The following is a 26,825-nucleotide window of genomic DNA, read 5'->3' as shown; positions in this document are numbered from 1 at the left end:
TGGCGCGTTCTGAACTTCTTCAGGAGACGCGCCGTGAGCGTGACGCAGCAGCAGGTTATCGAGGCACTCAAGCGGGTCCGCTCGCCACGTGGCGTGGCGCTGCCGGACGCCGGCGTGCTGTCGCCGATCACGGCCAATGACGGCAAGGTGTTCTTCTCGATCAATGTCGAGGCCAGCGAGGCCCGCGCCTGGGAAGACACCCGCGCGAAAGCCGAAGCCGCCGTGCGCGCCATACCCGGCGTGACCATGGCGATGATCGCGCTGACCGCGGAGCGCAAGGCGGGCGCTGCCGCCCCGCCGCCGCGACAGGGCGGCGTGCAGCCGGTCGCGGCGCATCGTCCGCATCAGCACCAGCATCCGGCGGACTCGCCGATGTCCCGGCAGGCCGCGATCCCGGGTATCGCGGCCGTCATCGCGGTGGCCTCGGGCAAGGGCGGTGTCGGCAAGTCGACCACCGCGATCAATCTCGCGCTGGGCTTGCGCGATCTCGGCCTCAAGGTCGGGCTGCTCGACGCCGACATCTACGGCCCGTCGGTGCCGCGGCTGACCGGGCTGCAGGAAAAGCCCAAGCTCACCGACGACAAGAAGATGATTCCGCTGTCGCGGTTCGGCCTGTCGATCATGTCCATCGGCTTTCTCGTCGACGAGGACAGCCCGATGATCTGGCGCGGCCCGATGGTGATGTCGGCGATCAACCAGATGCTGCGCGACGTCGCGTGGGGCACGCTCGACGTGCTCGTCGTCGACATGCCGCCGGGCACCGGCGACGCCCAGCTGACCCTGGCGCAGAACGTGCCGCTGAAGGGCGCCGTGATCGTGTCGACGCCGCAGGACCTGTCGCTGATCGACGCCCGCCGCGGGCTTGCGATGTTCCGCAAGGTCAACGTGCCCGTGCTCGGCATCATCGAGAACATGAGCTACTTCCAGTGCCCGGAATGCGGCACCCGGTCCGACATCTTCGGCCATGGCGGCGCGCGCCACGAGGCCGAGCGGCTCGGCGTGCCGTTCCTTGGTGAAATCCCGCTGCACATGGACATCCGCTCGACGTCGGACGCCGGCAACCCGGTGGTCGAGAGCGAGCCGAAGGGTCCGCATGCCGCGATCTACCGGGCCATCGCCGCGTCGGTGCGGGATCAGCTCAAGGACGCGATCGCCGCTGCTTGATGCACTGCAGCGAAGCGTGTGCGACTATTGGACCGTTTGTCATTCCAACGTCGCGTTTTCGCTTAACCGGTTCCGTGCTAAAGCCCGGCCCGGATCGCCTTCGACCGTGTGCGGCCAATCGCATCGGCGGATAAATGCTTTTTCAACGGGAAAACGCCCCCAACAAGGAGATGCCTTAATATGAAGCGTCGTGATTTTCTGAAGGTCTCGGCCGCCGGTGCCGCCGCGTCGGCAGCGGTGGCCTCGCCTGCGATCGCGCAGTCGATGCCCGAGATCAAATGGCGGTTGACCTCCAGCTTCCCGAAGTCGCTCGACACGATCTATGGCGGCGCCGAATATATGGCGAAGCAGGTTGCCGAGATGACCGACAACAAGTTCCAGATCCAGGTCTTCCAGGCTGGTGAGCTGGTGCCGGGCCTGCAGGCGCTCGACGCGACCTCCAAGAACACCGTCGAGATGTGCCATACGGTGTCGTATTATTACGTCGGCAAGGACCCGACCTTCGCGATCTTCGCCTCGGTGCCGTTCGGCCTGAACGCCCGGCAGCAGAACTCCTGGCTATATCAGGGCGGCGGCAACGAGCTCGCCAACGAGTTCTTCAAGAAGGCCGCCAACGTCATTGGCTTCCCCTGCGGCAACACCGGCACCCAGATGGGCGGCTGGTTCCGCAAGGAGATCAAGACCGTCGCCGACCTTTCGGGCTTGAAGTTCCGCATCGGTGGCATCGCCGGCCAGGTGCTGCAGAAGCTCGGCGTCGTGCCGCAGCAGCTCGCGGGCGGCGACATCTACCCGTCGCTCGAGAAGGGCACCATCGACGCCGCCGAGTGGGTCGGTCCGTATGACGACGAGAAGCTCGGCTTCCAGAAGGTGGCGAAGTACTACTACTACCCGGGCTTCTGGGAGGGCGGTCCGACCGTCCACGCCTTCGCCAATCTCGACAAGTGGAACGAGCTGCCGAAGCACTATCAGTCGATCCTCGCCAACGCGACGGTCAATGCCAACACCTGGATGGCCGCGCGCTACGACCAGGTGAACCCGGCGGCGCTGAAGCGCCTGGTCGCCGGCGGCACGCAGCTGCGGCCGTTCACCAACGAGGTGCTCGAGGCCTGCCTCAAGGCGACCAACGAGCTGTGGGGCGAGATCTCGGCCAAGAACGCCGACTTCAAGAAGGTCATCGACGCGATGCAGGCCTACCGCTCGGATGAATATCTGTGGTGGCAGGTTGCCGAGTATACCTACGACAGCTTCATGATCCGCTCGCGTACCCGCGGCTGATCGCAAACTTCAGATCGGCGGATCGACGTCAGCCCGGCCTCGCGAGAGGCCGGGCTTTTGCGTTGCGACAACGTTTCGCAATGGCACTCCGACGCACTTTGATCCACACTGGAACTGAAGCCTCACAAAGAAGGCTGCTCAGGAAACGAACACAATGACCCCCAGGGAGGGAAGAACTATGAAGCGGAGAGACTTCATCAAGGTGACCGGGCTTGGCGCCGCTGGCGCGGCCGCGATCGCAGCGCCGGCCATCGCACAATCGATGCCGGAGCTGAAATGGCGCATGCCGACGAGCTGGCCGAAATCGCTCGACACCTTGTATGGCGGCGCCGAGATCATGGCCAAGGTGGTCGGTGAGGCCACCGACAACAAATTCCAGATCCAGCCCTTCGCCGCCGGCGAAATCGTGCCCGGCCTGCAGGTCCTCGACGCCGTGCAGAACGGCACCGTCGAAATCGGCCACACTGCGTCGTACTACTATTTCGGCAAGGACCCGACGTTCACCTTCGGCTCGTCGGTCCCGTTCGGGCCGAACATGCGCATCAACCAGGCCTGGTACATGCTCGGCGGAGGACGTGAGATCCTCAACGAGTTCTACGCGAAGTACAATGTCGTCTCGCTGCTTGCCGGCAACACCGGTTGCCAGATGGGCGGCTGGTTCCGCAAGGAGCTCACCGGCGTCAACGATCTCAAGGGGCTGAAATTCCGCGTCGGGGGCTTTGCCGGCCGCGTGCTGCAGAAGCTCGGCGCGGTGCCGCAGCAGATCGCCGGCGGCGACATCTATCCGGCGTTGGAGAAGGGCACGATCGATGCGGCCGAGTGGGTCGGACCCTACGACGACGAGAAGCTCGGCTTCGTCAAGGTCGCGCCCCACTACTACTATCCGGGCTGGTGGGAGGGCGGACCGATACTGCTTTCCTTCGTCAACCAGGATCGTTGGAATGCGCTGCCCAAGAACTATCAGAAGATCCTCGAGCATGCCGGCCATTATGCCAACAACTGGATGATGGCGAAGTACGACCAGAGCAATCCGGCGGCGCTGCGCCGGCTGCTCGCCGCCGGTGCCAAGCTGCATGCGTTCTCGCCGGAGATCATGCAGGCCTGCCTGAAGGCTGCCCGCGAGCTGCACAACGAGGTCGCGGCCACCAACCCCGACTTCAAGAAGACCTATGAGTCGCTGTCGGCCTTCGCCGGCAATGGCTACTCCTGGTTCCAGGTCGCCGAGATCGGCTACGACGCCTTCATGGCGCGCAATCCGCTGAGCTGAGACCGGCGCCGTATCGCGTCAGGAGCCAGCGACAAAACAAAACCCCGGCGCGTTGCGCCGGGGTTTTTCGTGGGCGGAGCGATTGCGCGTCGCGGCCATCACTGCTTCGGCGGTCCGACATCGATCTGAGGCGGGCCGAAATCGAGCGGCGGCGCGTCGATCTGCGGGATCTCGATCTTGATCGAGTTCGGATCAACGGTGGAGAGCGAGCCCTTGTAGTGCATGACCATCGAGGGGAACAGGATCACCAGCATCACCATGATCAACTGGATCACCACGAACGGCACCGCGCCCCAGTAGATCTGTCCCGTGGTCACCGGCTCCATCCTCTTGCCGGTGACACGGTCGAGATAGGACTCCTTCGGTGCCACTGATCGCAAATAGAACAAGGCAAAGCCGAACGGCGGATGCATGAACGAGGTCTGCATGTTGACGCCGAGGATGACGCCGAACCAGATCAGGTCGATGCCGAGCTTTTCGGCCGCGGGTCCGAGCAGCGGGATGATGATGAAGGCGAGCTCGAAGAAGTCGAGGAAGAACGCCAGCACGAACACGAAGGCGTTGACGAAGATCAGGAAGCCGACCTGACCGCCGGGCAGCGAAGTCAGCAGGTGCTCGACCCAGACATGGCCGTTGACGCCGTAGAAGGTCAGCGAGAACACGCGCGCGCCGACCAGGATGAAGACCACGAAGGCCGACAGCTTGGCGGTGGACTCCACGGCCTGCCGGACCAGGTCGAAGCTCAGTCGCCGCTTGATCGCACCAAGGATGATCGCGCCGGCGGCGCCCATCGCGCCGCCTTCCGTCGGCGTCGCGAGCCCGATGAAGATCGTACCGAGCACCAGGAAGATCAGGAACAGCGGCGGCACCATCACGAAGGTGGTCTGCTGCGCCATGCGGGACAGGAAGCGGTATCCGGTGGTGCGCTCCAGCACCCAGTTCACGACGGCGACGGCGAAGGCGAACACGATGCCGTAGAACATGCTCAGCACGACGAAGTCGGCGCCGTGATATTCCGAGCCGCGCATCATGAACCAGCCGAACACACAGCTCGCCAGAAACAGCACGCCCAGCGATTTCAGGCCGCGGTCGCCTGAGTCCTCCCGAAAGCCGATCGCATCGGCCGGCAGGCCGGGGGCCGATTTCGGGAAGATCATGCTGGTGAGGAAGGCATAGGCTGCATAGATCGCCGACAGCACGAGGCCAGGGATGAAGGCGCCTTCGTACATGTCGCCGACGGACTTGCCGAGCTGGTCGGCCATGACGATCAGGACCAGCGACGGCGGGATGATCTGCGCAAGCGTGCCGGAGGCGGCGATGATGCCCGAGGCAAGCCGGCGGTCGTAGCCGTAGCGCAGCATGATCGGCAGAGAGATCAGGCCCATCGAGATCACCGAGGCGGCGACCACGCCGGTGGTGGCCGCGAGCAGCGCGCCGACGAACACGACCGCATAAGCGAGGCCGCCGCGGATGGTGCCGAACAGCTGTCCGATGGTGTCGAGCAGATCCTCGGCCATGCCGGATCGTTCCAGCACCAGGCCCATGAAGGTGAAGAACGGAATCGCCAGCAGCGTGTCGTTGTTCATCACGCCGTAGACGCGTTCCGGTAGCGCCTGCAGGAAGTCCGGCCGGAATTCGCCGAGCCCGATGCCGACGAGGGCGTAGAACAGGCCGACGGCGCCGAGCGAGAACGCTGCCGGATAGCCGAGCAGCAGCATCACGACCAGCGACCCGAACATGATCGGCGCCATATTGGCGATCAGAAACGCTTCCATTGGATGATCCCCCAGCCCGCCGCTTACTTCTTCTCGATCGCTTCGACGAGGTGCTCGACCTCGGCCTCGATGCCGTGGGGCTTCGAAGCGTGGGGATCCGGGATCAGCCCGCGCATGACCGCGATGCGCTTGATCAGCTCGGACACGCCCTGCGCCAGCAGGAAGGCGAAGCCGAGCATGATGAGGGACTTCGCCGGCCATTGCGGCAGGCCGCCAGCGTTGCTCGATTGCTCGTTGATCTCGATGGAGCGCAGAAAGAAGGGCACGCTGGTGATGATCATCACGATGCAGAGCGGGATGAGGAAGAGCACGTGACCGACGACGTCGATGGTGTCACGCAGCCATTTGGGCATCATGGCGTTGACGATGTCGATGCGGATGTGCTCGTTGTCGAGCAGGGTCCAGGGGGAGCACAGCAGGAAGACGGCTGAGAACAGCACCCATTGCAGCTCAAGCCAGGAATTCGACGAGGTGTCGAGCGTCTTGCGGACGATGGCGTTGATCGTCGAGATGATGACAGCGAGCAGGATCAGCCACGCCAGCCGCTTGCCGGTCCAGGTCGTGAACGCATCGATCCCACGGCTCAATTTCAGCAACGCTTGCAACGCAATCCTCCCCCAAATGTCTTGCGACGTCCCATGGCCCGTTCTGGCTGCGCAGCACATGGCGCAACGGCCTATCCGGCCCGGCAGGCTCAAAAACGGGGGCACCATTTCAGCGCCTCGTGTTGCCGTCAATCGGAAAAATGGGCAAAAATGAGCGTTGCCGCAACATGTTGCAGGAGTGGCGACGCCGCGCCACAGCTGTCGCGGGTCGCCGGGGCCTGGCGATCGCCGGCCGGCGAATGAAGGTCAACGGGCCGAGCGTGAGGGCGGGGGACTCTCGGGTGCGGCCGACGGACCACGTCCGGTGCGCAGCGGTCTTACAGCACCACCACGCCGGAATGCTTGGCCTTGTTTTCGGGTTCGACGTGGATGGTGATCCAGCTGTGCTCGTCGTCCTCGCGCAAGGCTGCCTCGATCCGGTCGCAGATTTCGTGCGCCTGGTTGACCGACATCTCGCCAGGCACCACGAGGTGGAACTCGATGAAGGTCAGCTTGCCGGCATGGCGGGTCCGGACATCATGCGCCTCCAGCGCGCCGCCGGCATGCTGACTGATGATCAGGCGAATGCGCGCCAGCGTGGCGTCCGGGACCGCTTCATCCATCAGCCCGCTGGTGGATTCCTTCAGCACCTGCCATCCCGACCACAGGATGTTCACGGCGACCAGCACGGCCAGTGCCGGATCGAGGATCGGCAGCTGCAACATCACCGCGAGGCCGAGGCCGACCACGACGCCGCCCGAGGACACGACGTCCGTCAGCAGGTGCCGGCCGTCTGCCACCAGCGCCGGCGACCGCAACCGCTTGCCCCGCGTGATCAACAGCCAGCACCAGACCGCATTGATCGCGCTCGCCAGCGCATTCACCGCGAGCCCCTCGACGGGTGCGGAAAACGCCCGCGGATCGAAGAAATTCCCGTAGGCCTCGTGGATGATGAGCAGCGCCGCCACGACGATCATGACGCCCTCGATCACCGCGCTGAAATACTCGACCTTGTGGTGACCGAACGGATGGTTGGCATCCGCGGGCTTGGCGGCGATGCGCACCGCGACGAGCGCGACCACGGCGGTGACGACGTTGACGATGCTCTCGACGGCATCGGAGTAGAGCGCGACCGAGCCGGTGATCCAATAGGCGAGATACTTCAGGCCGAGCACGATCGTTCCGACCACGAGGCTGCCGATGGCGAGCTTGAGCGATTGCGAGGCCATGATGTCCTGATCCGATCCCGCGCTGGGGTACCCAACGCTGCGGCGGAACGCAACCAGGGTGGACGCGGTTCGGTGTCGGGAAGGGACTGATAACCCCGGTTTTCTGTGGCCGCCACGACTGCGTCTATCGGCGGCGTGGCCCCGATCGAAAACTGATCTGTGGACAACAGAAAGTCGCGCCCACGGACATGGGCGCGACCGTGTCGCGGCAAGCGCCGATCGCAATGACGCCGCCGACTACTTCTCTTTGATGACCGTGGTGGTGCTGGTCGAGCTGCCGACCGTGCCTTCGTCCTCACAGACCTTGGTCTGGCGGATGCGGTCCTCGGCTTCCACGCGGCTGGTGAACGCCATCGGTCCGATTTGCGTGACGACCTCGCGGTCGGCGGGGCGCGTGGTGGTGATGGTGCAGCGATGGCTCGGTCCCTGCACGATGTAGTATTCGTCAGCGAGCACTGGCGCGACCGATCCGATGATCACTGCGCCGGCAAGAAGAAGGGTTGCTTTCATCGTCGCCTCTCTTTTCAAGAACAGCCAAAAGGGGAGCGGGATTGATGAGGAGTTTTCTGCCTCGTCGTTCGATGCTCCGTGTTTGCAACTCGGCCGGATGGTCGCAGTTCCGGCGGTTCAAGCGGAGCCTGTATTGACGCGGTGCGGTGTCGGCGGCGATGGACGCGAGATCTCGTCAGGGCGCAGCGACACGCGCGCGGTGGCGCGCTTGCCACTGCCCCAAGCGGTCGCGCCGCGGTTGGCAGGCGAACCGTCGATCATGACCTCGTCTCCGCCTGGTGGCGTCGGCGGTTCAGAGCAGCCTGACGGTCACCTTCGCCTTGCCGGCGTTGTTCGGATAGAATGCATCGTACACCCAGGGCAGCCCGATCACCGCGTCATTGACATAGAGGAACAGCTCACCGCCGCGCTCGGCCTTGAAGCGCGCTTTGTAGGCTTGAGGTGTCGTGTTGGGGGCGGGAACGGGGTCGAGGAAATATTCGTCGACGCCGGTCTCGCCGACCCTGGCGATCAGCCGATACCAGGGACGGAAGAGAACGCGGCGCAGCAGGATGCCTGCGCGGAACGTCCAGCGGGCGTAGCCCCGGACCGTCGAGGTGCGATAGCCGGCGGGGGTGACCGGACGCCCGGCATCCTCCCACGGGTCGGTCATGGTGACGACGATCTCGTAGGAGAAGCCGGGACGGACGCTCAACCCGGTGGGAGCGCAAACCGCATCGGTCGAGAAATCCCTGGCATCCTGCGGAATGCCCTTGTCGACCGCGACGAGCTCGCGGGCAGGGGTGCCATGGCAAAAGGCGCCCATCGAATCCGCGGCGTTGAACAGGAAATGGCTGATCAGCGTGGCTGCGAGCCAGACGGTGCCGATAGCGAGCAAGAACGGGCCGACATGCCGCTTGCCGTTCCTGATGGCAAACTGATAGGCGCGATTGGTCCGGAGCGCGTAGATGGCCCGATGCAGCGGGCCGGACGGCATCGGGGGCGATGCCCGTTCGCGCCAGATCACGCGCATCCGGTCGCCGATGCGGTCGCTGAGGAATGTCCCGAGCGCGGTCAGCATGACAAGGATGATGATCCCGCCGGCGAACCATTCGGGGTTGGCGGCGTACCAGTCCGTCCACCAGTGCAGCGATGTCGGCAGGAACGATTCGATCAGCCTGACTGCTTCGGAGACCATCCTGATGCGCGAGTCGTATTCGTGCGTGCGATCGAGGTCGTGGAACAGCCAGAAGGCCGCGAGGTGCAGCGAGGCCGCCAGGGTTGCGAAATAGGCGAGGCGCCTGAACCACACCAGATTCCACAGCTTCTCCTGGGCCGCGAACCGGGCGGCCGCGCCGGCCGGCGTTTCGAACGTGGTCGGCCCGAGCGGCGTCAGCGTGCCGTCGTAGTGGACGATCATGTAGTTGTCGGGCAGCCCGATGGGCGCATAGGCATTGCAGCCGCTGTCGATGCGGTCGAAGACGCTTTCGTGAATCTTCGGCATCGACACCTGGACGCCCGCCGCCGGGTCGTTGCAGAGCTCCGACACCTTGCGCGGGCCGTATCGATAATAGGACCCGAGCCCGGAGCGCGAGTTGTAGAGGCGTCCGTCCTTGTCCTGCGATGTGACGATCGACTTGATCGCATCCGGATCGGCCTCGGGCTCGGTCTTGAAGATCAAGCCCCGTTTGACGGCCTCGCCGACGAGCCAGGTCAGGGGGACGTAGGAGACGGAATCGTCCGGATAGCCGCCGCCGACATTGGCGTGCATGCCGACGAACCAGACCTGCACCAGCCTCTCGTCATCGATCGTCCTGGCATCCTGCGGCTTGGTCTCGCCCGCCTCGGTCCAGAGCACCGGGTGGAAGGTCGTCCTCTCGTCGTCGAGCGCGAGCGCGTGGCGCGCGCATGTCACCCGCGGACTGAGCACGCGATTGGGAAGCTCGAGCGGCCACACCCAGTTGGAGATGCCCCGCGTCATCTCGTCGATCGGTAGCCCATAGGCTGCGACGGTGTCCCACAGCCCGATGAACTCGATCGCCGGGAGGCTTTTTCGCTCGATGAGGTCGAGAGATTTACGGCCCATGATGCGGTCGATCACCGGCACCAGCACATGATCGCGAATCCAGCGGAGCGGCACTTCGATCCGCCAGATCGAATGGTACCCCTTGGCGCGATAGGCGCGATAGGCCTTCACGGCGCCGTCGTGCAGCTCAGCCTCGGTGTCGGCAACGATCAGCCCCTGATCGAGCATCAGCGCGGCGAGCACCCGCACGGTGAACGCGCCGCGGCTGAAGCCGAACAGATAGATCTTCGAGCCGTTCGCGTGGTCGTAGTTGCGGCAGACGAACTTATAGGCATCCAGGATGTTGCGCTTGAGGCCGAAGCCGAACGCGCCGCCGAGCAGGGCGAGCGGAACGAACGACGATGTGCCGACGCCGTCGTCATACTTGGCCGCCTGGGCGTTGCCCTGCAGGTCGAGCGCCTGGAACATGCGCCAGACGTTGGTTCGCCACACGCTCGAGGCGGCGTTGCCGGTCCCGTCGGACAGGATGATGATCTTGGGACTCGCCATGCAAAGGACCCCGCTCGACATTGAGAGCCGAGGAGCGGAAGGGTAAACTGAAGGAGAGAGAAATCAACCTGAGATGGTGTGAGGCTTTCGGCGGCGTGGCCGGATGATGCGGAGGGCGCCGCTGCAGCGACGCGGCGACTCGAGGACGAGAAATGCACTGTCCTGCTACCGAAATGCCGCCGTCACCGAAATGCGGTTGCCGTGGCCGTTCGTCGCCCTTCAGGCCGAGTTGATGCGCTCGACGAGATGCGCGCGCGAGGGCGCTGGGTCGAAGCGATCGCCGAAATATTGGGTCTCGTGCGCTACTCCGCCGTCCCGGAATTCCATGACGCTCACCACGTAAGACGGCACGCCATCATAGGTCAGGACCAGTTCGGTCACCCACAGATCGCCGCTCCCGATGATTCGGCGCACTGCGAAGCGCTTCCTGCTGGGCTGCACGAAGCGGCTCTCCTGAATGTTGCGCCGGCCCTGGATGCGTTCGCCCGATTGCGGATAATCCAGCACGGCATCGTCGCGATAGATGTCGTGCACGGCTTCGAAATCATTCACGTCCGATGCATCCCAATGGTGCTGCAAGGCAGCGCGCTTCGCTCTGTCATCCATGGCAATTCTCCCATTCAGGGGCGCGCCCTCATTGCATAGCGTGCCCCTGGCCACTACGGTCTACAAGCCGGAGAATGGAGCATCCCTCGTCGCCGCCGACGCATCATAGGACGAGGTCCGACGCGTCACTACGCTGATCCAAACGGGCGTGGAGAATATCAGCGCTGGTAGTACAGCCGGTGGAGAAAGTTCTCAGGACAGAGAGCTCCGCGCGCGACGAGGCGCAATCACGCCGGCCGCGTCGCGATCCAGATCACGTGACGGGAGCCGCCGCCGCGGCCGGTGGCGCGGATGTTGATCTCCTCGGCGGCGAAGCCGGCCTTGCGCAGGCGCGGGGCAAAGCGATCGTCGGGGTGGGACGACCACACCGCCAGAACGCCGCCGGGGCGCAGGGCGGTGAAGGCGGTGCGCAAACCCGAGGGGTCATACAGCGCGTCGTTGGATTGCCGCGTCAGTCCCTGCGGACCGTTGTCGACATCGAGCAGGATCGCATCATAGGTGCCGCGCCCTGCGGCGATCAGCTTCACGACGTCGCCCTCGTGGATGTCGACGCGCGGATCGGAAAGGCTTGCGCCGGACAATTCGGCCATCGGCCCGCGCGCCCAGGCGATCACCGCCGGCACCAGCTCGGCGACGGTGACACGGGCCTGCGGACCCAGCACCGTCAGTGCCGCCCGCAAGGTGAAGCCCATGCCGAGGCCGCCGATCAGCAGCCTCGGAGCCGGCTCGGCCTTGATGCGGGCGCAGCTCAGGGTCGCCAGCGCCTCCTCGGATCCGTGCAGCCGGCTGTTCATCAGCTCGTTCGAACCGAGCTTGATCGAAAACTCCTTGCCGCGCTGCATCAGCCGCAGCGGTTCACCGCCGCCGGGCACGTCTGCGGTGTCGATCAGCTTCCAGGGAATCACGGGCGTCTCGCGTCAGTTCGGTTGCGGCATTCCACGCGACGGAGTCGCCACGCTGGAGCCTGCTTACCATGTTGCCCGCATCCCATGCCAAGGGGCAGCCGCCACTCTCGCGACGACCTGCATCGCGTCGTTGCGCGTCATTGCGGTAGGGACACCAGCATCCAGGCGCCCGCGGCACTGCAAGCAATGCCGGCCGCGCGCGCGACCCATCGTCCGACCGGAGTCAGTTTCTCAAACAGCACGAGCAGGGTCAGAATGGCAATCCACATCACGCTCATCACCCCGCCGACGAACAGCAGCGCCATCAGAGCCCAGCAGCAGCCCACGCAATAGCCGCCGTGTCGAAGCCCCAGCAGCACGCAGCCCTGCAGGTCGCCGCGAAAGCCGCCGTGACGCATCAGGAACAGAAGCGGCGACTGGCATTGGGCAAGGCAGGCGCTCTTCAGCGGCGTCCACTGATAGATGCCTGCCGCGATCAGCACGATGGCGCCGAGCAGATGGTTGTCGATCGCCATCCGCGAATCCAGCAGCGCAGTCCGCTCCACACCCCATTGCAGGCCGGTCGCCACGAGCGAAAAGCCGCTCCAGGCGAGCAGATAGCCGGCCGCAAACCAGCCGGTCGCAGCGAACGGCTGGCCCTGCGCTCGGCCCTGCCGACCCACGCGGGCGTACATCAGGATCATGGGCGCGGCCGAAGGCGCCATCATCCCGACCATCATCACCGCCCACATCAGGAACACATAGGCGAACTCGATCGCGCGCCACGGCTCGCCGGCCGGCAACATGATTCCGATGCCGGCCGGGATCATGCGGAAGCCGGTCATGTCCATGCCGCCCATGTCCATGTCGTTGGCAAGCCAGAGAACATAGGCCCACGACAGGGCGACCATGATCGCGATCGCGCCGCCGACGATCCAGCGATCGCGCCGCAGCACGGCTTCCAGGGCGCTGCCGGTCATCTGCAAGGCGGGTTGCCGGCCTTGCGCCACGTCGAATTAGGCCTGGTTGGACCAACTGATCGACGCGTACAGGCCGTTCTTGCCGGAATTGTCCCAACGCATGCCGTGATCGTTGTAGGTGTTGCCCGCCGCGCCGACGGCGAGCGCCATCCTGTCCGGGCTGACGGGATGGCCGATGTTTACCCACATCTCTCCGCTCGGGTGCATGGTCGGCAGCGGCTCGACGGACATGTGCAGAATGTCGGTGATGTCGGCGGATCGCGTCTTGCCGTCGATCCGGAAGTTGATGGCGACCTTGCGCACGCCGAGATTGGTGCTGATCAGCGGCGTGAACGCAGCCATCGGGCCGCCGGCAGCCCCGGTGAAGATCGCGGCCATCGCCTCAGTCTGCGGATCGTCGGCGCGCTGATCGACATAGGCGGCGATCGACCAGTCTCCATCCGCCATCACGCCGGGCGCATGCAGCATCACCGCCGCGTTGAGGCCATCGAGCGCGACATCGCCATAGCGGCCGGTTTCGATGTGGAACAGCAATGGTACGTTGCAGAACCCCTCGGTCGGTTGCGCGGTCAGGGGAGGGGCGGCCGACATGAGGCACGGACACAGCAGGCTGCAGCTGCAATTCTCGAAATAGTCACCGGACAGGTGCCATGCGACTGGGTCTGCCATCGCTGTCTCCCGCTAGGCCGAACCGACAAATTGCTTTCGAATGCGCGATCTGCAGCTGAAAGCTATGCCGCATGGGGACGTGCCGCAAGCCGATAAATGATCAGTCTCCGCGTCGTGACTGCGCCTCGGGCCGATCCGCTCATACGGTATGCGTGATCGTCGGCTGAATGGCCGGCCAACAGGCCGGCTCCGATTGCGATTGATCGCAGGGCCCGATGGTTATGGACTCCGACTACCCGCCCGTCACGCTCATGTGCCGGCTGACGCTCGGACGGTTGTGGCGGCGGTCGATGATGAAGTCGTGGCCCTTCGGCTTGAGGCCGATGGCGCGGTCGATCGCGGCGCTGAGCTCCTCGTCGCTGGCAGAGGCACGCAGCGGCTTGCGCAGGTCGGAGGCGTCCTCGTGGCCGAGGCAGGTGTGCAGGGTGCCGGTGCAGGTGACGCGGACGCGATTGCAGCTCTCGCAGAAATTATGCGTCATCGGCGTGATGAAGCCGATCGTGCCGCCGGTCTCGGCGACGCGGACGTAGCGGGCCGGGCCGCCGGTGGTCTCGTCGAGGTCGGTCATGGTGTAGGTCTGCGCCAGACGCGCGCGCAGCAGCGACAACGGCAGATACTGGTCGATGCGGCCCTCGCCGATCTCGCCCATCGGCATCACCTCGATCAAGGTCAACGCCATGCCCTTGCCGTGCGCCCAGTCGATCAGCGAGGGGATCTCGTCCTCGTTCATGTTCTTCAGCGCGACGGCGTTGATCTTCACGGCGAGACCTGCGGCGCGCGCCGCCTCGATGCCGGCCAGCACGCGCTCGAGATCGCCCCAGCGGGTGATGGCGCGGAACTTGTCCGGGTCGAGCGTGTCGAGCGAGACGTTGATGCGACGGACGCCGCAATCGGCGAGCTCGGCGGCATATTTGGCGAGCTGCGTCGCGTTGGTCGTCATCGTCAGCTCGTTGAGCGCGCCGCTCTTCAGATGTCGCGACAGCGAGCGGACCAGGCCCATCACGTTGCGCCGGACCAGCGGCTCCCCGCCGGTGAGCCTGAGCTTCTTGACGCCCTTGTGGATGAACGCCGAGCACAGCCGGTCGAGCTCTTCGAGCGTCAGCAGGTCGGCCTTAGGCAGGAAGGTCATGTCCTCGGACATGCAGTAGAAGCAGCGCAAGTCGCAGCGGTCGGTCACCGAGACGCGCAGATAGCTGATGCGGCGACCGAACGGGTCGGTCATCGGGCGCGTCAGGGCGGTGTCACTCAACGTCTCTGCGGTCATGGAAAGCCTTGGCTGGTGGCGGCCCAGGTGGCGGCGATGCCACGCGGCGGCCGCGCAAGCGCGGCCGGATGTCGGTCTCACGACAATCTAATCATGATCGCCGCGCCCCACAATCATCGACGTGGATCCGTCGATGCTGCAATGCAGCTTCGCCTTGGCAAGGGGACGCGCGGGACGACGGTCCGCTATTGGCGTCCCGGCGCGGGGGCGGGGAAGGCGGACCCGGTGGCCGCTGGTGCGTCCGGCGCAGCGGCGGACTTCTGCGGCTTCGGCTTCTTCGGACGCATGCGCTTGACGGCCTTCGGCGGCGCGCCGGGCATCGGCTGCAGCTCGGCGACGACCGGGCTCGGGTCCATCACCACCGGCGGCGAGGTGTTGAAATCGCCGGAGTTGCGGATCACCTGCACCGGGATGGTCGCGGGCTGGTACTTGTCCATCGTGAAGGTGACGCTGAAGCCCGCATCGGGCGCCGGCACCGAGACGGTGCACGGCGTCTTGCAGCCCGGTCCGAGCGAGGTCTTGGCGTCGGCGCCCGGCGGCACGGAGTCGAGCTGCACCGGAACCTCGGGCGCTGCCATCTTGAAGCTGTCCATGGAGAAGGACGAGCAACCGGCCAAGCCGGCTCCCGCAACCGCAATTGCGATGACACGCCGCATCATGATGTCCGCCCCACAACCCTGCGGCCATCGGCCGCAATCCCAGGGCGACCATAGGAGCGTCAGAACAGCGGCGCAACTGCGGTCAACCCTATTCTCAACAGAACGTTAACGCACCGCAAGGTGCGGATTCAGGTCGACAGGGCAGTGGGTTAGGGTGCGATGCGGCAGTGGAATCGCAAGTTGGCTCAGGCGATCCTGAGCGATGGGCTGAGGGCGGCAACGGCGGCTGGCAGCTCGCGCATGTGGTCGATCAGGTGGTCCGGATTGAGCTCCGCGATCGGTACGTCGGTATAGCCGAAGGTGCAGCCGATCACCGGCACGCCGGCGCGGCGGGCGGCGCCGACGTCGGTGCCGGCATCGCCGACCATGATCGCGGCCCCGACCTCGCCGCCGGCCTGCGCGATGGTCTGGCGCAGGATCGCCGGATCCGGCTTGGCGACCCCGAACGTGTCGGCACCGCAGATCGCGGCGAAGCGGGAGGACAGGCCGAGCTGGTCGAGCAGCCGCTTCGACAGCCATTCCAGCTTGTTGGTGCACACCGCGAACTGGCAGCCGCGGCCGGCAAGCTCGTCGAGCGCCGCCTCCAGCCCCTCGAAGGGGCGCGATTCGATGGCGATGTTCTCAGCGTAGAAATCGATGAAATCGGTGGTGAGGCGGCCGATGTCATCGGTGCTGGCGAAGCGACCCTCCGCCTCCAGACCGCGCTCGATCAGCTTGCGGGCGCCGTGGCCGATCATCTTGCGGGCCGAGGCCAGCGGCACCGGCCGCAGACCCTCGCGCTGCAGGACGTGGTTGAGCGCACTGATGAGATCCGGCGCCGTGTCGACCAGGGTGCCGTCGAGATCGAAGACGATGGTGCTGGAGATGGGCATCGGTATCCGCTAGCGGCCGGCTCATGTCCTTGCAAGAGGCCCGCAATGGCATTTTGTCCGATTTCGTGGCCGGCGAGAGCTAGGCCCCGCGTCAAAACATCGCTAGATATGCGCCGGCTTTCGGCCCCCGTCCGTGGGGGTCTCGGGGTGTGAAGGGCGGGTTCCTTGGTCGACATGGATGCATTGAAGCGGCAGGCAGCGGCGCGTGCGCTGGAGGAGGTCGAGAGCGGCATGAAGCTCGGTCTCGGCACCGGATCGACTGCCAAGCATTTCGTCGATCTGCTCGGAGAAAAGGTGCGCGCCGGGCTCAAGATCGTGGGCGTGCCGACCTCGGAGGCGACAAGGGCGCAGGCGCAAGCGTGCGGCGTGCCGCTGACCACGCTCGATGAGATCGACCGGCTCGACATCACCATCGACGGCGCAGACGAGATCAATCCGGCGCTCGACCTGATCAAGGGCGGCGGCGGCGCGCTGCTGCGCGAGAAGATCGTCGCCAGCGCTTCGGATCGCATGATCGTGATCGCCGACGACAGTAAATGGGTGGCGCAGCTCGGCCGCTACCCGCTGCCGGTCGAGGTGGTTCCGTTCGGCCTCGCCGCGACTCAGCGCGAGATGAGTGACGCCTTCGCCACGGCCGGCGTGTCCGGGCCGATGAGCCTGCGCAAGTCCGCAGACGGCCACGTTTTCGTCACCGATGGCGGCCACTGGATTATCGACGTCCGCCTTGGGGAGATCATGGATCCCCCGCGCCTGGCGGGTCTTTTGAGCGCAATTCCGGGCGTGGTCGAGCATGGGCTGTTCATCGGCCTCGGCAGCACGGCGATCCTGGCAGGCGCACAGGGAATTCGCGTTATCCAGCGGCCCTGAGCGCGGCACGAGGCTGCGCTCATGGCGGCAACTCACAGGAGACTTGGAATGAAGAGCGTGTTCAGAATCTTGCCGGCCGCCGGAATCGTGCTGGCCTTGGCCGCGGCAAGCCCGGTTGCGGCGCAGGGCCAGGCACCGGCGCTGAAGCCGGCCTCGCCCGCCTGCATGGCCGGCGCGCGCGAGATTCTGGGAATGAAGAACGCGGCTGCGATGTACGCCAATGCCGTCCCCGGCATCGTGCAGCAGACCAAGCAGGCGCTGCTGCAGTCCAATCTCAACTACCAGAAGGACCTCGACGAGGTCGCCGTGGTGGTCGCGCAGACCTACGCCGGCAAGGAGAAGGAGATCGGCGAGAAGATGGCGCAGATCTACTGCAACGAGTTCTCCGACCAGGAGATCGCCAACCTCGTCGCCTTCTACAAGTCTGCCATCGGCCAGAAGCTGCTTGCGGCGGAGCCGAAGGCGATCCAGATGAGCATGCAGGCGATGAACCTGTGGGCGGCGGAATTTTCCGACACTGTCACCGCGCAGTTCCGCGCCGAGATGCGCAAACGCAACAAGCCGATCTGAGGCTTGCGGCCGAAAGGCCAGGTCGGGGGAGAGATGGCTGAATTCGACGTCGACCTGTTCGTGATCGGTGGCGGCTCGGGCGGCGTGCGCGCCGCCCGCATCGCGAGCGGCTATGGCGCCCGCGTGATGGTCGCCGAGGAATACCGCATGGGCGGCACCTGCGTGATCCGCGGCTGTGTCCCTAAGAAGCTGTTCGTGATCGGCTCGCATGTCCGTCAGGAGATCGCCGATGCCGCCGGCTTCGGCTGGACCATCCCGACCGCGACCTTCGACTGGCCGACGCTGATCAGGAACAAGGACAAGGAGATCGCCCGGCTCGAGGCGGCCTACACCAGCAACGTCGAGAAGTCTGGCGCCAGGATCGTCAAGACCCGCGCGGTGCTCGAGGACGCCCACACCGTGCGGCTGACGACCGGCGAGACCGTCCGCGCCAAATACATTCTCATCGCGACCGGCGGCGCGCCCAACCACGGCACGCCGATTCCCGGCATCGAGCACGTCATCTCCTCCAACGAGGCGTTTCATCTCGACGAGCTGCCGCGCCGCATCGTGATCCAGGGCGGCGGCTACATCGCGCTCGAATTCGCCTGCATCTTCGCCAATTTCGGCTCCGACGTGACCGTCGTCTATCGCGGCGACAACATCCTGCGCGGTTTCGACGAGGACGTCCGCAAACATGTCCGCTCCGAGATGGAGAAGGAAGGCATCACCATCCTGACCGGCTGCACGGTCACCAGCGTCGACAGGCACGGCCAGGACTACACCACGCATCTGTCGAACGGCTCCAGCATCGCCTCCGACAAGGTGATGTTCGCGATCGGCCGCCATCCGGCGGTGGCCAATCTCGGCCTGGAGAAGGCCGGGGTCGCCATCAATCCAAGGAACGGCGGCATCGCGGTGGACGCGTTCTCGCAGAGCTCGGTGCCGAGCATCTACGCGATCGGCGACGTCACCCATCGCTTCAACCTGACGCCGGTCGCGATCCGCGAGGGCCACGCCTTTGCCGACACCGTGTTCGGCGGCAAGACCGTGCGCGTCGACCACGCGGACATTCCGACGGCCGTGTTCTGCCAGCCTGAAGTGGGCACCGTCGGTCTCACCGAGACGCAGGCGCGCGAGCTGTACGACCGCGTCGACATCTACAAGACGAATTTCCGCCCGATCAAGGCGACGATGTCCGGCCGCGACACCCGGGTGCTGATGAAGCTCGTCGTCGATGGCGCCAGCGATCGCGTCCTCGGCTGCCACATCGTCGGCGACATGGCCGCCGAAATCACCCAGGCCGTGGCGATCGCCATCAAGATGAAGGCGACCAAGGCTGATTTCGACGCCACCATCGCGCTGCATCCCTCCGCCGCCGAGGAGCTGGTGACGATGCGCACGGTGACCGAGCGCCACGTGCGGCAGGCGGCGGAGTAGGGGCGCCATCTGCGTCTTGGCGCTCGTGCGCGGCTGGCGTCCGTAGCGACTGCGGTGGGCCAGTGCTCACGGTCTGACGACGGTCCACACCGTGGCCGATCGGACTTGCTGCCGTTGAAACCGTTCAGCGGTTGGAGAGCGACCAGCATGTCCCAAGATGATTGCCTTGCGACCTATCCGCCGCTCAACACCCTGAAGCCCGTTGCCGAGAACATCTGGATCGTCGACGGGCCCGTGATCCGCTTCGGCATTCCCGGGCTGAAATTTCCGTTTCCCACCCGCATGACCGTGGTGCGCTGCGCTTCCGGCGATCTGTTCATCCACTCGCCCACGCCGTTGACGCCGGCGCTGCGGGCCGAGATCGACCGGGAAGGCCGCGTGCGCGACATCATCGGTCCGAATCGTATCCATTATTGGTGGATCCCCGACTGGCAGGCGGCCTTTCCCGACGCGGCGATCTATCTGGCGCCGGGCATTCGCGCGCGGGCGAAGGGCCGCATCGAGTTCGAGGGCAGGCCACTGGATCGCAGCGGTGGCTATCCCTGGGATGATGAGATCGCGACCCTGCCTGTCCTCGGCAGCTATATGACGGAGGTCGTGTTCTTCCATCGCCCTTCGTGCACGCTGATCCTGACCGATCTGATGGAGAATTTCGAGCCGGCCAAGATCGGTGCCGGCTTGGCGCGCTACCTGAGCTGGATCGGGGGCGTCGGTCCGCCGCATGGCGGCCTGCCGCGCGATCTCCGGCTGACATTTACCTGGCGGCACCGACCCGAGTTGCGGGCCGCGGTCGAGACCATGCTGGCGTGGCACCCCGAGCGGATCGTGATCGCCCATGGCGCCTGGCACCGGACGAACGGCACTGAGATCCTGCGCGAGGCATTCTGCTGGTTGCTGCGGCCTTGAACCGGCGGCAGGGCTTCACGAGACCGGCCTTCGTGATGCCGTGCTTTTCTCTTCCCGCGACGGACGTATAAGCTCGTGCGATTGAGGTTGGCGCCAGGCATCCCTCGGCCGCGGAGGAGCTGGTGACGATGCGCACGGTGACCGAGCGCCACATGCGGCGGTCGGCGGAGTAGGTGGACGACCGCGACGCGCGGCCGGGTCAGGGGCCGGCTCGCCGGTAAAGCGCAAGGGCGCCGGCAAGGCTCAGCAGCGCGCCGCCGCAGATGCGATCGAGCCAGAGGGCACCGGAGCGCTTGAGGAAACGCATCGCTTGCGAGCCCGCGCTCGCGTAGGCGAGCATGATCAGGACATCGAGCATCGCGAAGGTGAGGGCCAGCGTGAGATATTGCGGCAGCTGCGGCGCGGACGGCACCACGAACTGCGGCAGGAATGCCGAGAAGAACAGATAGCCCTTTGGATTGGTGATCGCGACGAGGAAGCTTTTCAGAAACAGCGCGTGCGGCTGTCGTGACCCGTCCTTGCCGTCTGCGGACGCCGCAAGGTCGATCGACCCGCTGGACCGCAGCAGCATCAGCCCGAGATAGGCGAGGTAGGCCACGCCGATCCACTTCACGACCGAGAACCAGAATTCTGAAGCGGCCAGCAGCGCGCCCAGACCGACCGCGACGGCGCCGATGAGGATGAAGTCCGAAGCCACCGCGCCGGCGATGCCGGCCCAGGCGCGGCGTACACCGACACGCGAGCCGTTGGTGAGGGCCAGCAGCACCGTCGGACCGGGGGTCGCGATCCCGATGAAGGCGACGATGGCGAAGCTGAAGAGCGTAAGAGCGTTCACGTCAGAATAGCCTCGTTGGCGGAAGACGCGCCAGTAGGGCGCGGTTCGGCCGCGAACGCAAGACGGTCTTTGGAGGCGGCCAGCGATCGTCTTCGCTGACGCACGCTCGACCTGCCGGATCGCCAAGAGGCTTGACTCCCTCCAAGAAAACGCCGCTGGGCGCGATTGCCCGTTCAGCGCTCCACCCGCGAGGCGGTCAACTTCGTCGCGACGTAGGGCAGCGCGAACAGATACAGCCCCGTGCCGAGCAGCACGATGAGCGGAATCAGCGCCAGCAGGCCGACCCACAGCGGGGCTTGCGTCTGCGTCATCGCGGCGATGTTGACGATGACGGCGACCGTGAAGGCGATCGATACCCAGCGATGGACCTGCCGGACGGTGTTGTTCCAGTTCAAGTGCTTCTCCCCTGATGACGTCGTGATGCGCACGCCTCAGCCGAGGCGCGCGACGCTCTGTTCGAGCGCATCGAAGAATTTCGGCCAGCCGTAGCGTGCGCCCTGATAGGCGCGGGTCTGGTCGGCTGCGAAGCCGGTCTGCTCCATGCGCAGGTGCGTGCCCAAGGCGGTCGGCGTCAGCGTCCAGGTCACGACGCTGTCGAGGCCGGCCGCCGCCCAGGTGTAGGACAACGTCTTGTGCGGCTCGATGGTCACGACCTGGCAGTCGACGACGCCCCAGTCGGCCTTCAGCTTGAAGCGATGATCGACCGACGGCGCAAAGTCGTTGGTCATCAGCCACTCCGCGATCAGATGCGGCTGCGTCAGCGCGCGCCAGAGTTTTTCGGGCGGATGCGCGAATTCGCGCTCGACGACGACGGTGCGGGTTTCTGGCGCGGGTGAGCTCATTGATCCATCCTGTTGAGCAGAGTGTCGAGCTGGTCGAACCGGCTCTCCCAGAACGCAGCCATCCGGCTCGTCCAGTCGAGCAGCGGCGCCAGCGCCTTGGGTTGCGCGCGGTAATGCGTCTGGCGGCCTTCGTGACGCTCCCGCACCAGGCCCGCCTGCTTGAGCAGGCCGAGATGCTTCGACACCGCCGGCTGCGATACGCCGGCCTTGGCCGTCAGCGCCCCGACGGTCTGCTCGCCATGCCGGCACAGGCCTTCGAAGATGGCGCGCCGCGTCGGGTCGGCAAGCGTTCGGAACAGCATGTCGGGAGAGCGCGGCATTCGATCCATAACTCATTGGTTATGGATTGACGCATAACCGGTTGGTTATGGATTAGTCAAGCGGAATCCTTCGCCGGTCAGGCGCGATGGCGTAGCGCCTCGCACAGAACCGCGAAGGCGGGTGTGGTCTGCCCGACGAGCTCGCTTTCGATCTTCTCGGACCGCGGCCCGATCCGGTGCAGCAGACGCTCGCCGGCCTCGGTGGGAGCGACCGATCGCGTCGTGCGCGACAGCAGCCGCACGGCGAGCAAACAAGACTCCGCCGCCGAACACGCCTTCGTGACGAGCTCCGGGATCACGGCACAAGGGACGGCCAGGGGACGTCGCGGTGCTACCAGCCTGACAGCAGTAGCTGGAGGTGACGGAGATGCAGGCCAACGAGACCCCGCCGCGGCGCAAGCTGTCGATCACGCCGCAGGCGGCGCTGGCGGCGAGCGTCCTCGCCATCTTTCTGCTCCTGCACGTTGTCGCCGGTGCGATCCTGCGAGGTGCTGCCATGCGGGACGGCACGCAGGCGAAGCCGGTTTCGACGCTCCCATCCCACGATTGAAGCTCGCTCATTTCAGCCCTCATCAGCCGGAGATATTCATGCCCGGGCTCGCCTCTTTCTTGTTGCTCAGCGCCGCCGTGTTCTCTGGCGCCTTCGTTTCCGGATTGGCCGGATTTGCCTTCTCGGCCGTGGCCGGCGCGATCCTGCTGCATGGTCTGCAACCGCTGGAGGCGGTGCCGCTGATGATGGCGTGCAGCGTCGGCGTGCAGGCGACGAATCTGTGGGCGTTGCGCAACAGCATCCGGTGGAAGGACAGCCTGGTCCTGATCCTGGGCGGGCTGCTCGGCGTGCCCTTGGCGCTCTGGCTGCTGCACAACGCGGACGCCCGGCTGTTTCAGCAGGTGTTCGGAGCGACGATTGCGATCTACGCCGCCACCATGCTGTTCAAGCCCGGCCTCGGCAGCGTTCGACGCATGAGCAGACATCGCACGGCGATCGTCGGATTCGGCGGCGGTCTGATCGGTGGCCTGACCGCGATGCCCGGAGCACTGCCGACCATCTGGTGCGAGATGCACGGCCTGCCGAAAACCGACCAGCGCGGCCTAGTGCAGCCCTTCATTGCCGTGATGCAGATCGCCTCGCTGGGGATGATGCTGGCCCGGCAGGACCTGTCGTCGAGGGTGATCGTCGATCTCGCGCTGAGCATTCCGGCTCTGCTCGCCGGCACGGCGCTCGGCATCTTCGCCTTCCGCAGGGTCAACGACACCTTGTTCAGGAGGCTCATCCTGAGCATTCTGCTGCTGTCCGGTGTGCTGCTTGTTGTCTGACCCCCGGCCGGCTCAATCGCGCCGGCGCCAACACGCCCTGCGATGAGGGCCGGCGACGGCCGTCACCCGACCCAGCCGGTCGCGATGGCATTCGCCCAGTCGTGCATGCCCTTGCGTCGTGCGAGTGCCGCCATCCGCGCGGGATCGTACGGCACATAGCGGATTGTCAGCGACCACCGTCCAAGCCGTTGCTCCGCGATCGCATAGCAGGCATCGGGCGTCCCGGTCTCGACGTGGTAGCCGCGCGGAGGGCGGCCGCGATAGCCGGGTAGCCCGACGCTGCCGGGATTGACGACGAGCCGGCCATCGCTGAGCCGGACAATGCGCGGAATGTGGCTGTGTCCGCACAGGATCAGCGAGGCATCGATGCCGGCGGCCCGTGCTTCGATACGCGCAAGGGGGCTCTGACGCAGCGTGCCATAGGCGGTGACCTCATCGAGCCAGAACACGGCGTCGTCGTCCGGCGCGGCATGGCACAGGAAGACGTCGTCGTGATAGATCAGCGTCGCCGGCTGCGCCGCCAACCAGCCGACATGCACCTGATCGAGGGCGCGGACGTCGCTGCGCCCCGTGTCTCCCGCACGATAGAGATCGATCATGTGCCGGTCCTGATCGCCCCGGATCGACGGAAAGTCGCGTGCCATCAGCATCTCCGCCGTTCGAACCGGTTCGAGCGGGCCGCTGAGATGATCACCGAGATTGACGACCTCATCGATGCCGAGCGCCGCAATGTCCTTCAGGACCGCGGCCAGCGCGTCGGAATTTCCGTGAATGTCGGCAATGGCCGCAAACCGCATGGGAGCCTCCGTTCAGAGAACGGCCGGCAGGGATTTTCCATGCGGGACCCGTTCGCTTTAGCTGCATTTTGAGACGCGCCCGCAAGCTGATGGTCAAATCGGCGCTTGACGGTGTTGATAGCATGGGCCGTCGGGGGCGAACAACCTGTAGGCAGCAGTCGTGCAGCTCGAGCCGTGTTGCCGCTGATCTCTGAAACGCTATTCTCCGGCGCCGCCCTTGTTGTCGTGCGGTAGCGACCGCAAAGCGGTTTGGAATATCTCGGCTGCTTCGTTGGAGCGGTTCAGCAAGCACCATTCCAGCCCAAAGATTTCTCTTTACGAATATCAGAAATCATGCTCTATTGTGCGTATCCCGCCTCGGTACGGAGGGGCGTAGCGCGCGATCGTCACGACACGCGGGGCGGGGAGCGATGGCCGTGGTTTTGCCGCAGCGTGTCCCTGGATGCGCGGACGAACGGCGAGGCCGCGGACGCGAAGTCGCAGCGTGCTGGCACCCCGACGCTGGTGCTACGTTCGCGACGGCGCTTGCGCGCCGCGCGGGCAATGGTGGCCAACAAGCCCGGCGCACCAGGCAGACTGCGTATAAGCGTTAAGACCATCGCGCAGGGAAGGCCGGGCGTTCTCGGCTGCACCTGTGGTACCTGCCGCCTGCATTTTTTCTCGCAGGCGGGCCGCAGGCGTCAGCCGACGCCTGGCCTTCCCTGCGCCCTCCGACTTGACGAGGGTGAACGAGATGAGCATGACCCGGGCAGTGTCTGTCGCGGGATTGCGATGGTGTGGCTTGTGCGAGAATCCCACCACGCACTCCGCTGTCATCGCCCGGCTTGAACCGGGCGATCCAGTACGCCGCGGCGTCTCGATCCAATCATTGCGATCCCTGGACGACGGGACGTCCGGTCAGCCGGAGGATGACAGCGTGGGCGCTGTCGCGTGCAACATCGAAATATGTCGCTTGGGTGCGACCATCTCCACCCTGCGGAATATTTTCCACGCTTGCCAAGCTCTATCCAACGGTCCAAAAAATCTCCAACCACCTGGGACGAAACGACAGGAAGCGGAGACGGAGTTGACCATCAAGGGCAAGGCCTACATTGCCGGGATCTATGAGCATCCGACCCGGCATGCACCCGACAAATCCACCGCGCAGCTGCATGCCGAGGTCGCCAAGGGCGCGCTCGAGGATGCGGGTCTCAGCGCGAAGGATGTCGACGGCTATTTCTGCGCCGGCGACGCGCCGGGCGGCGCGTGGCCGATGGTCGACTATCTCGGGCTGAAGGTCCGGCACATCGACTCCACCGAGACCGGCGGCTGCTCCTATCTCATCCATGTTGGCCATGCCGCCGAGGCCATCGCCGCCGGCAAATGCTCGATCGCGCTGATCACCTTGGCCGGCAAGCCGCGCACCGGGCCGATGCCGCCGCGTGCCGCTGGCGCCGAGGCCGATTTCGAGATGGCCTATGGCGCCACCACCCACAACGCCTATGGCATGTGCGCGATGCGCCACATGCACGATTACGGCACCACGTCGGAGCAGCTCGCCTGGATCAAGGTCGCGGCCTCGCATCATGCGCAGTACAATCCGCATGCGATGCTGAAGGAGGTCGTCACGGTCGAGGACGTGATCAACTCGCCGATGATCTCCGATCCGCTGCACCGCATGGATTGCTGCGTCGTCACCGACGGCGGCGGCGCGCTGATCGTGACCACGCCGGAGATCGCCAGGAGTCTGAAGAAGCCGCTGGTGCGTCTCATCGGCCATGGCGAGGCGATGAAGGGGCCGCGCGGCGGCAAGGACCTCGATCTCACTTATTCCGCCGGTGTGTGGTCCGGCCCGCGCGCCTTCGCGGAAGCGGGCGTGACCCCCAAGGACATCAAATACGCCTCGATCTATGACAGCTTCACCATCACCGTGCTGATGCAGCTCGAGGATCTCGGCTTCTGCAAGAAGGGTGAGGGCGGCAAGTTCGTCGCCGACGGCAATCTCATCTCCGGTGTCGGCAAGCTGCCGTTCAACACCGATGGCGGCGGCCTCTGCAGCAACCATCCCGTCAACCGCGGCGGCATGACCAAGGTGATCGAGGCCGTGCGCCAGCTGCGCGGCGAAGCCCATCCCAAGGTGCAGGTGCAAAACTGCGATCTCGCCATCGCCCATGGCACCGGTGGCCTGCTCGGCGTGCGCCACGCCGCCTCGACCTGCATTCTGGAGCGCGTCTGATGTCCGAAGCGAAGAAACTGCCGGCCCCCATCACCAATCCCGAGACCAAGGCGTTCTGGGATGCCGCCGCCGAGGGCAAGTTCATGATCAAGCGCTGCACGGCCTGTGGCGAGGCGCATTATTTTCCGCGCTCGATCTGTCCGTTCTGCTTCTCGGACCAGACGGTGTGGGAGCAGAGCGCGGGCGAGGGGGAAATCTACACGTTCTCGATCATGCGGAAGTCGCCGACCGGCCCTTACGCGATCGGCTACGTCACCTTGAAGGAGGGCCCGTCGCTGCAGACCAATTTCGTCGATTGCGATTTCGACGCGTTGAAGATCGGCCAGAAGGTGAAGGTGGTGTTCAAGCCGACCGACGGCGCCCCGCTGCCGTTCTTCACGCCGGTTTAGGAGAGGGAGCAAAGATGCATCCACGCGTCATTGCGAGGAGCGAAGCGACGAAGCAA

General features: G+C 65.4%; 29 protein-coding genes and 1 pseudogene. 11 read left to right on the top strand and 19 right to left on the bottom strand.

Annotated features, from left to right (window positions below):
* Positions 1–33: 33 nt before the first annotated feature.
* The 3 genes from ACQR13_RS26385 to ACQR13_RS26375 all read left to right on the top strand — a co-directional run bounded on the left by ACQR13_RS26385 (position 34) and on the right by ACQR13_RS26375 (position 3,706).
* A complete protein-coding gene (locus ACQR13_RS26385; RefSeq protein WP_316164999.1) occupies positions 34–1,164 on the top strand; it encodes an Mrp/NBP35 family ATP-binding protein in 1,131 nt (376 codons plus the stop codon).
* A gap of 180 nt (positions 1,165–1,344) precedes the next feature.
* Complete coding sequence (locus tag ACQR13_RS26380) at positions 1,345–2,439, top strand: TRAP transporter substrate-binding protein (RefSeq protein WP_316165001.1); 1,095 nt, start codon at positions 1,345–1,347, stop codon at positions 2,437–2,439.
* A gap of 178 nt (positions 2,440–2,617) precedes the next feature.
* Entirely contained in the window at positions 2,618–3,706 is a 1,089-nt protein-coding gene (locus ACQR13_RS26375; RefSeq protein WP_315752568.1) for a TRAP transporter substrate-binding protein, read from the top strand.
* Between the two features lie 98 nt (positions 3,707–3,804).
* Here the strand turns inward: ACQR13_RS26375 and ACQR13_RS26370 are convergent, their stop codons facing one another.
* From ACQR13_RS26370 to ACQR13_RS26310, 13 genes are all read right to left on the bottom strand, one after another.
* Positions 3,805–5,481: a TRAP transporter large permease gene (locus ACQR13_RS26370; protein WP_315752569.1), complete on the bottom strand. Its 1,677-nt coding sequence runs from the start codon at positions 5,479–5,481 to the stop codon at positions 3,805–3,807.
* 23 nt (positions 5,482–5,504) lie between these two features.
* Positions 5,505–6,086 (bottom strand): TRAP transporter small permease subunit, encoded by a 582-nt coding sequence (locus ACQR13_RS26365; RefSeq protein ID WP_315752570.1) that lies wholly within the window; start codon positions 6,084–6,086, stop codon positions 5,505–5,507.
* Positions 6,087–6,403: 317 nt separating this feature from the next.
* Positions 6,404–7,294, bottom strand: coding sequence for a cation diffusion facilitator family transporter (locus ACQR13_RS26360; RefSeq protein ID WP_315752571.1), 891 nt, complete (start codon positions 7,292–7,294; stop codon positions 6,404–6,406).
* A gap of 237 nt (positions 7,295–7,531) precedes the next feature.
* Positions 7,532–7,804: a hypothetical protein gene (locus tag ACQR13_RS26355; RefSeq protein ID WP_316165003.1), complete on the bottom strand. Its 273-nt coding sequence runs from the start codon at positions 7,802–7,804 to the stop codon at positions 7,532–7,534.
* A gap of 117 nt (positions 7,805–7,921) precedes the next feature.
* Positions 7,922–8,065, bottom strand: coding sequence for a hypothetical protein (locus tag ACQR13_RS26350; RefSeq protein WP_316175977.1), 144 nt, complete (start codon positions 8,063–8,065; stop codon positions 7,922–7,924).
* Between the two features lie 31 nt (positions 8,066–8,096).
* A complete protein-coding gene (locus ACQR13_RS26345) occupies positions 8,097–10,358 on the bottom strand; it encodes a DUF2235 domain-containing protein (RefSeq protein ID WP_316193704.1) in 2,262 nt (753 codons plus the stop codon).
* Between the two features lie 219 nt (positions 10,359–10,577).
* Positions 10,578–10,964, bottom strand: a complete 387-nt coding sequence (locus ACQR13_RS26340; RefSeq protein ID WP_434863391.1) for a nuclear transport factor 2 family protein — start codon at positions 10,962–10,964, stop codon at positions 10,578–10,580.
* Between the two features lie 227 nt (positions 10,965–11,191).
* Positions 11,192–11,869, bottom strand: coding sequence for a spermidine synthase (locus tag ACQR13_RS26335; RefSeq protein ID WP_316193705.1), 678 nt, complete (start codon positions 11,867–11,869; stop codon positions 11,192–11,194).
* Positions 11,870–12,006: 137 nt separating this feature from the next.
* A complete protein-coding gene (locus ACQR13_RS26330; RefSeq protein ID WP_316175973.1) occupies positions 12,007–12,828 on the bottom strand; it encodes a DUF2182 domain-containing protein in 822 nt (273 codons plus the stop codon).
* A gap of 36 nt (positions 12,829–12,864) precedes the next feature.
* Positions 12,865–13,497 carry a DUF1326 domain-containing protein gene (locus ACQR13_RS26325; RefSeq protein ID WP_316165013.1) on the bottom strand — a complete coding sequence of 211 codons (633 nt, stop codon included), beginning with the start codon at positions 13,495–13,497 and terminating at the stop codon, positions 12,865–12,867.
* A gap of 232 nt (positions 13,498–13,729) precedes the next feature.
* Positions 13,730–14,761 carry a GTP 3',8-cyclase MoaA gene (moaA, locus tag ACQR13_RS26320; RefSeq protein ID WP_315717648.1) on the bottom strand — a complete coding sequence of 344 codons (1,032 nt, stop codon included), beginning with the start codon at positions 14,759–14,761 and terminating at the stop codon, positions 13,730–13,732.
* Positions 14,762–14,946: 185 nt separating this feature from the next.
* A complete protein-coding gene (locus tag ACQR13_RS26315) occupies positions 14,947–15,339 on the bottom strand; it encodes a hypothetical protein (protein ID WP_315717649.1) in 393 nt (130 codons plus the stop codon).
* A 266-nt stretch (positions 15,340–15,605) separates the two neighbouring features.
* Complete coding sequence (locus tag ACQR13_RS26310) at positions 15,606–16,292, bottom strand: HAD family hydrolase (protein ID WP_315717650.1); 687 nt, start codon at positions 16,290–16,292, stop codon at positions 15,606–15,608.
* 174 nt (positions 16,293–16,466) lie between these two features.
* Here ACQR13_RS26310 and rpiA point away from each other — a divergent pair, with 174 nt between their 5' ends.
* From rpiA to ACQR13_RS26290, 4 genes are all read left to right on the top strand, one after another.
* Complete coding sequence (gene rpiA, locus ACQR13_RS26305; RefSeq protein ID WP_315752604.1) at positions 16,467–17,159, top strand: ribose-5-phosphate isomerase RpiA; 693 nt, start codon at positions 16,467–16,469, stop codon at positions 17,157–17,159.
* Between the two features lie 48 nt (positions 17,160–17,207).
* On the top strand, positions 17,208–17,729 hold the full coding sequence (locus ACQR13_RS26300; RefSeq protein ID WP_434863390.1) for a DUF2059 domain-containing protein: 522 nt from the start codon (positions 17,208–17,210) through the stop codon (positions 17,727–17,729).
* Positions 17,730–17,762: 33 nt separating this feature from the next.
* Positions 17,763–19,148 (top strand): glutathione-disulfide reductase, encoded by a 1,386-nt coding sequence (gene gorA, locus ACQR13_RS26295; RefSeq protein ID WP_316175972.1) that lies wholly within the window; start codon positions 17,763–17,765, stop codon positions 19,146–19,148.
* 147 nt (positions 19,149–19,295) lie between these two features.
* Positions 19,296–20,054: a DUF4336 domain-containing protein gene (locus ACQR13_RS26290; RefSeq protein ID WP_434863389.1), complete on the top strand. Its 759-nt coding sequence runs from the start codon at positions 19,296–19,298 to the stop codon at positions 20,052–20,054.
* Positions 20,055–20,253: 199 nt separating this feature from the next.
* On the opposite strand, the gene ACQR13_RS26285 is transcribed toward ACQR13_RS26290, so the two are convergent.
* The 5 genes and pseudogenes from ACQR13_RS26285 to ACQR13_RS26265 form a co-directional block, all read right to left on the bottom strand.
* Positions 20,254–20,889, bottom strand: a complete 636-nt coding sequence (locus ACQR13_RS26285; RefSeq protein WP_315739638.1) for a LysE family translocator — start codon at positions 20,887–20,889, stop codon at positions 20,254–20,256.
* Between the two features lie 173 nt (positions 20,890–21,062).
* Entirely contained in the window at positions 21,063–21,284 is a 222-nt protein-coding gene (locus ACQR13_RS26280) for a hypothetical protein (RefSeq protein ID WP_315739639.1), read from the bottom strand.
* 36 nt (positions 21,285–21,320) lie between these two features.
* Positions 21,321–21,731 (bottom strand): SRPBCC family protein, encoded by a 411-nt coding sequence (locus ACQR13_RS26275; protein ID WP_315717657.1) that lies wholly within the window; start codon positions 21,729–21,731, stop codon positions 21,321–21,323.
* On the bottom strand, positions 21,728–22,051 hold the full coding sequence (locus ACQR13_RS26270; protein ID WP_315717658.1) for an ArsR/SmtB family transcription factor: 324 nt from the start codon (positions 22,049–22,051) through the stop codon (positions 21,728–21,730). The genes ACQR13_RS26275 and ACQR13_RS26270 overlap by 4 nt, the downstream gene beginning before the upstream one ends.
* Positions 22,052–22,185: 134 nt before the next feature.
* Positions 22,186–22,299: pseudogene (locus ACQR13_RS26265) on the bottom strand (LysR family transcriptional regulator); the annotation flags it as partial.
* 119 nt (positions 22,300–22,418) lie between these two features.
* On the opposite strand from ACQR13_RS26265, the gene ACQR13_RS26260 reads away from it, so the two are divergent.
* Both ACQR13_RS26260 and ACQR13_RS26255 read left to right on the top strand, forming a co-directional pair.
* Positions 22,419–22,601: a hypothetical protein gene (locus tag ACQR13_RS26260; RefSeq protein ID WP_315752580.1), complete on the top strand. Its 183-nt coding sequence runs from the start codon at positions 22,419–22,421 to the stop codon at positions 22,599–22,601.
* Between the two features lie 38 nt (positions 22,602–22,639).
* Positions 22,640–23,368, top strand: coding sequence for a sulfite exporter TauE/SafE family protein (locus tag ACQR13_RS26255; protein WP_315752581.1), 729 nt, complete (start codon positions 22,640–22,642; stop codon positions 23,366–23,368).
* A gap of 62 nt (positions 23,369–23,430) precedes the next feature.
* On the opposite strand, the gene ACQR13_RS26250 is transcribed toward ACQR13_RS26255, so the two are convergent.
* A complete protein-coding gene (locus ACQR13_RS26250; RefSeq protein WP_434863388.1) occupies positions 23,431–24,165 on the bottom strand; it encodes a metallophosphoesterase family protein in 735 nt (244 codons plus the stop codon).
* Positions 24,166–25,231: 1,066 nt separating this feature from the next.
* Here ACQR13_RS26250 and ACQR13_RS26245 point away from each other — a divergent pair.
* Complete coding sequence (locus ACQR13_RS26245; protein WP_315717662.1) at positions 25,232–26,380, top strand: thiolase domain-containing protein; 1,149 nt, start codon at positions 25,232–25,234, stop codon at positions 26,378–26,380.
* Positions 26,380–26,769 carry a Zn-ribbon domain-containing OB-fold protein gene (locus ACQR13_RS26240; protein WP_315752583.1) on the top strand — a complete coding sequence of 130 codons (390 nt, stop codon included), beginning with the start codon at positions 26,380–26,382 and terminating at the stop codon, positions 26,767–26,769. Before ACQR13_RS26245 ends, ACQR13_RS26240 begins: the two co-directional genes overlap by 1 nt.
* The last annotated feature ends 56 nt before the right edge of the window (positions 26,770–26,825 follow it).

Source organism: Bradyrhizobium sp. HKCCYLRH3059 (genome assembly GCF_051168035.1).
In the GTDB taxonomy this organism is placed as follows: domain Bacteria; phylum Pseudomonadota; class Alphaproteobacteria; order Rhizobiales; family Xanthobacteraceae; genus Bradyrhizobium.
This window is presented reverse-complemented; position numbering and strand designations above follow the sequence as displayed.